The organism is Streptomyces sp. A012304 (assembly GCF_026008495.1).
Taxonomy (GTDB): domain Bacteria; phylum Actinomycetota; class Actinomycetes; order Streptomycetales; family Streptomycetaceae; genus Streptomyces.
In genome coordinates this window covers 1-6,170 of sequence record NZ_BQUN01000177.1, presented here as the reverse complement: position 1 = coordinate 6,170, position 6,170 = coordinate 1, and the positions used below count along the sequence as shown (strand labels likewise).

At 67.8% G+C, this 6,170-nt stretch carries 3 protein-coding genes and 1 pseudogene; all 4 read left to right on the top strand.

Features of this window, described 5'->3' with window-relative positions:
• The coding region (locus ALMP_RS35825; RefSeq protein ID WP_264935957.1) for a polymorphic toxin-type HINT domain-containing protein at window positions 1-3,848 on the top strand (3,848 nt) is incomplete at its 5' end.
• Window positions 3,849-3,874: 26 nt separating this feature from the next.
• A complete protein-coding gene (locus tag ALMP_RS35820; protein ID WP_264935956.1) occupies window positions 3,875-4,582 on the top strand; it encodes a barstar family protein in 708 nt (235 codons plus the stop codon).
• A 54-nt stretch (window positions 4,583-4,636) separates the two neighbouring features.
• Window positions 4,637-5,711, top strand: a pseudogene (locus ALMP_RS35815) (ISAzo13 family transposase); the annotation flags it as partial.
• 64 nt (window positions 5,712-5,775) lie between these two features.
• The coding region (locus ALMP_RS35810; RefSeq protein ID WP_264935954.1) for a winged helix-turn-helix domain-containing protein at window positions 5,776-6,170 on the top strand (395 nt) is incomplete at its 3' end.

Genomic DNA, 6,170 nt, shown 5'->3' with positions numbered 1-6,170 from the left:
GCGACGAGCGCGGGCAGTGGAAGTACACCTACACCCGCACCGGAAAGGTGCTCTCGGTCACCGACCCGACCGGCGCCCGCGCCGAGACGACCTACGACGACCTCGACCGCCCGGTCACCACCACCCAGATCGAGCGCAAGCCCCTGCCCGGCGCCTTCACCACCCGCAACGAGTACGACGACGCGGGCAACGTGGTGAAGCAGACCTCGCCGGGCGGCGCGGTCAGCCAGTACACCTACGACGGGCTCAGCCAGCTGACCAGGCTGCAGGAGGCCAGCGGCGCCATCACCCAGTTCGGGTACGACGCCTCGGGCCGCGAGGTGCGCCGCACCGACGGCATGGGCCGCACCTCGGCGAAGCTTTACGACCCGCTCGGCCAGCTCGTCCAGGACAAGGACCTGGACCCGGTCAACAGCCTGATACGCAAGGTGAGTTACACCTACGACAAGGCGGGCAACCTGGCCACGTCGACCAACCCGCTGAACCGTACGACCACCTACGCGTACGACGCGATGAACCGGCTGACCAGCCAGACCGAGCCGGTCTCCGACACCAAGTCCATCACCACGTCCTTCGGTTACGACGAACTCGGCAACCGCACCCGCTACACCGACGGCCGCGGGAACACCACGATCTACACGGTCAACACGCTCGGCCTCGCCGAGTCGGTGATCGAGCCCTCGACGACCCGCGACCCGGCGCTTCAGGCGCGCACCTGGACCACCGCGTACGACGCCGCCGGTCAGCCGGTGAAGCTCACGGCACCGGGCAACGTGATCCGCGAGCGCGAGTACGACAAGGCCGGCCAACTGGTCCGCGAGACCGGCACCGGCGCCGAAGTGACCACCCCCGAGAAGCGGTTCCAGTACGACCCGGCGGGACGGCTGGTCAAGGCCTCGTCCCCCAAGGGCGACAACACCTACGAGTACAACGACCGCGGCGGCCTGATCAAGGCGACGGGCCCGTCAGGCGACGCCACCTACGAGTACAACAACGACGGCCTGCTCACCAGCCGCACCGACGCGGCCGGCACCGCCGTCTTCAGCTACGCCAAGCAGCAGCTGGCCTCGGCGACCGACCCGCTGACCGGTGTGCGGCAGAGCTACACCTACGACGGCGCGGGCGTGGTCAAGAAGGTCGACTACGCCTCCGGCCAGTCCCGCTCCTTCACCTACGACGACCTCGGCCGGCTCGACACCGACACACTGAAGAACAGCGCCGACCAGACGATGGCGTCGACCGACTACGGCTACGACACCGACGACCACCTGACGTCGAAGACCACGGCCGGCACGGCCAAGGCGGGCACCAGCACCTACGGCTACGACCACGCCGGCCGCCTCACGTCCTGGACCGCCGACGGCACCACCACCGAGTACGGCTGGGACGACAGCGGCAACCGCGTGAAGAACGGCACCAAGACCGCCACCTTCGACGAACGCAACCGGCTGCTGTCCGACGGCGACTACACCTACGACCACACACCGCGCGGCACGCTGGCGACCCGTACCAGCTCGGGCCTGACGGAGCAGTTCACCTTCGACGCCTTCGACCGGATGGTGAAGGCGGGCGAGTCGGGCACGGAGTACACCTACGACTCGATGGACCGGGTCGCGGCCCGCAACGGCGTGGACTTCAGCTACGCCGGCCTGACCCCGGACCCCGTCAAGGACCAGACCTCGACGTACGGCCGCGGCGCCGCCGACGAGCTCATGGCGGTCGCCGAGAACGGCGGCGCGGCCCGGCTCACGCTGGAGGACAAGCACGGCGACATCGTCGGCAACATGTCGGCGACGAACGGCGCGGCGACGACCCTGGACCAGTCCACGGCCTTCGACCCCTTCGGCCAGGTCCGCGGCACCGCGAGCGCCGCGGGCATGGACGGCAACATCGGCTACCAGGGCGACTGGACCGACCCGGACACCGACCAGGTCAACATGCACGCCCGCTGGTACGACCCGGGCACCGGCGCCTTCGACTCCCGCGACTCCTACACCTACAGCTCCGGCGCGTCGATCCTGGCCAACCGCTACACCTACGGCGCCGGCGCCCCGATGGACTACACCGACCCGGACGGCAACTGGCCGAGCTGCGGCTGGTGCAAGAAGGCTGTGAAGTGGGCGGGCAACAAGATCACCCGGGGTGCGAGCTACGCCTACAAGACCGCCAAGTCCGTCTGGCACGGTGTGCAGTGGGCGGTGCGCCACCCGGGAGCGGCGCTCAGCAAGGCGCTGAGCTATGTCGGCAAGGCCGCCAGTTATCTGTACCGCAAGTCGGGCCTGAAGACGGTCGTCGACGCCACCGTCAACGCCGTCAAGTGGGTCGGGCAGAAGACCGGCTTCACCCAGTGGGCCCGCGAGAAGGCCAGACAAGCCGCGCGTGCCGCCTACCAGGCCAAGGTCTACATCACGAAGAAGGCAAGATCAGCGGCCTCCTACGCGGCCAAACACAACCCGATCCCGCAGATCGTCGCCGCGGCCAAGCCTTTGATCGCGGTCGGCAAGGCCATCGTCACGGGCGATCCCAACCTCCCGGCGATCATCGTCGGCGCGGCCGTCCAGGTCGTCGCCGATGTCGCCAGGACCGTGGACGCCATCCGCGACGAGGTCGTCAAGCAGGTCGGCAGCGTCGTCGAGACCGTCTCCGAAGCGGTCGACTGGGGCCAGGTCTGGGACGGCGTCAAGACGGTCGGCAACGTCGTCGGCGAGGTCACCGGCTTCAACGACATCAAGAACTGCGTCACCAAGGGCGACATGGAGGCCTGCGCCTGGGCCGCGGCCACGGTCGGCGGAGTCCTGCTCGGCGGCGCCGGCGCAGCAGCCGTCAGGGCGGCGAAGGCCGGACGGATGGCGTCGAAGGCGGCCAAGTACGCCGACGACATTGCCAAGGCGGCGGACAGAGTCAGCGAGACGGCCGACAAGATCGAGACGGCGGTCGAGTGCACCAGCACCGCGATGGACGTGGCCTCCATGGCGTCCGCCAACAGCTTCGTGCCGGGCACGGAAGTCGTCATGGCCGACGGCAGCCGCAAACCCATCGAGAAGGTCGAGGAAGGCGACGAGGTCCTCGCCACCGATCCGACCACCGGCAAGACCTCCAAACAGAAGGTCACCGACACGATCGAAGGCAAGGGCGAGAAGCACCTCGTCAAGCTCACGGTGGACACGGACGGCGACAAGGGCCACGCCACCGACACCATCACCGCGACCGAGGGCCACCCCTTCTGGGTCCCCGACTTGAAGAAGTGGCTCAAGGCCGGCGAACTCAAGCCCGGCCAATGGCTCCAGACCGGCTCCGGCACCTGGGTCCAGGTCGACGCGGTCAGCGCGTGGACACAACAGGCCGCCGTCTACAACCTCACCGTCGACACGACGCACACGTACTACGTCGCGGCGGGTGAGACGTCCACCCTCGTCCACAACTGCGGTGGCAAGCGCCGTTCACACTCGTCACAGCCCGCCTTCAGGGACGATCCGTACAACCCGGATTCGGACGAGATGAAGGAGCGCCGCAGGCTGAACCAGGCCTACTACGGCGCCCAGAACCGACTGCCCAAGGAAATTCAGAAGGCATACAAGGCGGTCAAGAGCGGTAACGGCAATCCGAGGATGACCGGCAACAGCCAGACCGTCCATCAAGGAATCGAGAACCCTGAATGGGCGGGCGCGCTGGAATGGAACGTGCCTCGTGCTGATGGGACTCTCACCAGCCATAGAATTCTCAGCAAGAACGGTCGGCTCGGATACGCGTTCCAGCACGACTACAACAAGGTCTTCGACTTCCCTGGTCCGTGGTACGAGGAGCAGGGACCAAGGCCCCGGCGAGTGTGGGGTGACGAGGAGTGGTAGGAACGGCTGGGGAGATCAGCTATGAGGTGGTCGACGACGACTCGGAGTTGGTCCTGATCCAGGCTCGTGAGGTGAGGAACTTCTATTCCTCGCACGCGGTTCCGGAGGACGAGGCAGTGCTCCTGCGGTTCGACGGATGGCAGGCGGTGAGCTGCGATCCCGCGGTCTGGGGTACGAAGGCCGATCTGGGCAACGTCTGGATCGTGATCCTGGACCACAAGGGGCGTCGTATCGGCAGGTACTACATGTCGGTCGCGACGGGATACGGCGTGAAGGACGACGGATCGCTCGAGGTGGGAGGAATGCTCGTCTGGCGCCCAGGGGCCGGCTCGGAAGCCATGTGGGCGGAACGGCGGCGTGGCGGCCCTGAGCAGCCTGGATCCTGGCTTGCATACACCGGGGAGCAGCGAGCTACGTGGCTGGAAATCAGCGTGAACCACGCCACCCATTCCGCTCGCAACGACGACCCCGCAGGTACCGAATACGAGGTGGACGGGCGCTTGGTCGGCGACCTCCGGGACTTTCTTTGCGCCATAGGAGAGGCGGTCAACGGTCCCGGCGGATACTTCGGCCAGAGTCTCAGTGCCTTGGCCGACTGCTTGGGCGGAGACTTCGGAGCTACCGCTCCCTTCACCCTCAACTGGCGGTACTCGTCCGAGTCACGTGAGCGTCTGAAAGGGGACTTCGAGAGGATCATGGACGTTCTGAGCCGCTGCGACGTCCGGCTTCTCTAAGGGCTTGCCGGGAAACAAGTCGTGGCTTCCAGCTACGCGGATCGTTGTTCTGGTATGGGGAGACCGGAGGGGATCGAGGCCGCCTTGGCCGCGAAGTTCCAGGCGTTGTTGCCGCATCTGGACGAGCGTCAGCGGCGGCTCGCCATAGGAGCGGAAGCGCGGTCGCTGGGGCATGGCGGGATCAGGCTCGTCGCCGCTGCAGCCGGGGTCTGGGAGGGCACGGTCTCGCGTGGGGTGGCGGAACTGGAGTCCGGCCAGGCGCCGTTGGGGCGGGTCCGCCGAGTGGGCGGAGGCCGGAAGAAGGCGAGTGAGCTGGACGCGGGGCTGCGGCCGGCGCTGCTGGCGTTGGTCGAGCCAGACGAGCGGGGCGACCCGATGTCGCCGCTGCGGTGGACGACGAAGTCGACCCGGAAGCTGGCAGCGGAGCTGACCCGGCAGGGCCACCGGGTCTCCGCCGACACGGTCGCCGGGTTGCTGGGGGGAGGAAGGCTTCAGCCTGCAGGCCAACGCCAAGACCATCGAAGGCGCTCAGCACCCTGACCGGGACGCCCAGTTCCGCTACCTCAACGAGCAGGCTCGTGATCACCGGGACGCTGGTGACCCGGTGATCAGCGTGGACAGCAAAAAGAAGGAACTGATCGGCGACTACAAGAACGCCGGGCACGAGTGGCGGCCCGCAGGGCAGCCCGTGAGGGTCAAGACGCACGACTTTCCCGGCCAGGCGGAGAAGGCGATTCCGTACGGGATCTACGACATGACGGCGAACATCGGCTGGGTCAGCGTCGGCACCGATCACGACACGGCCGCCTTCGCCGTTGCCTCGATCCGGCGCTGGTGGCAGGCCCGAGGCCGGCACGGCTACCCCGGCGCCCGTCGGCTGCTGATCACCGCCGACGGCGGGGGCTCCAACGGCTACCGCACCCGCGGCTGGAAGACTCACCTGGCCGACCTCGCCGCCGAAACCGGCCTGGAGATCACTGTGTGCCATCTGCCGCCCGGCACATCGAAGTGGAACAAGATCGAGCACCGGCTGTTCTCCCAACTCACCATGAACTGGCGCGGCAGACCCCTGACCAGCCATGAAGTCATGCTCCAGACCATCGCCGCGACCACCAGCCGCACCGGCCTACTGAGGTTGAACTCGTGGTGTCGTAGGGGCTGACGGGCCGCGGTCCCTGCGGTATCACCGGGGCGTGAGGTATCCACAGGGTGGCGGGCTGACCGCCGAACGTCAGGCGTCCCGCGAGGAGTTACGGCTCCAGGCGGCCGAGCGGTTCGCAAGGGGCGAGGCGAGCTCGGTGATCGCCAAGGACCTGCGCGTCAGCGTCCGGTCGGTGCAGCGATGGCGGCGAACGTGGGACGAGGGCGGTCCGCGTGCTCTGCGGTCGCAGGGGCCGGCGTCGCTGCCGAGGCTGAGCGAGGAGCAGTTCGCGCAGCTGGAAACGGAGCTGGCCAAGGGGCCGGCCGCGCACGGCTGGGAGGACCAGCGGTGGACGCTGGCGCGGATCAAGACGGTGATCGGCAGGCGCTTCCACCTGACCTACACGATCCAGGGCGTGCGCAAGCTGCTGGTCCGCAACGGCTGGTC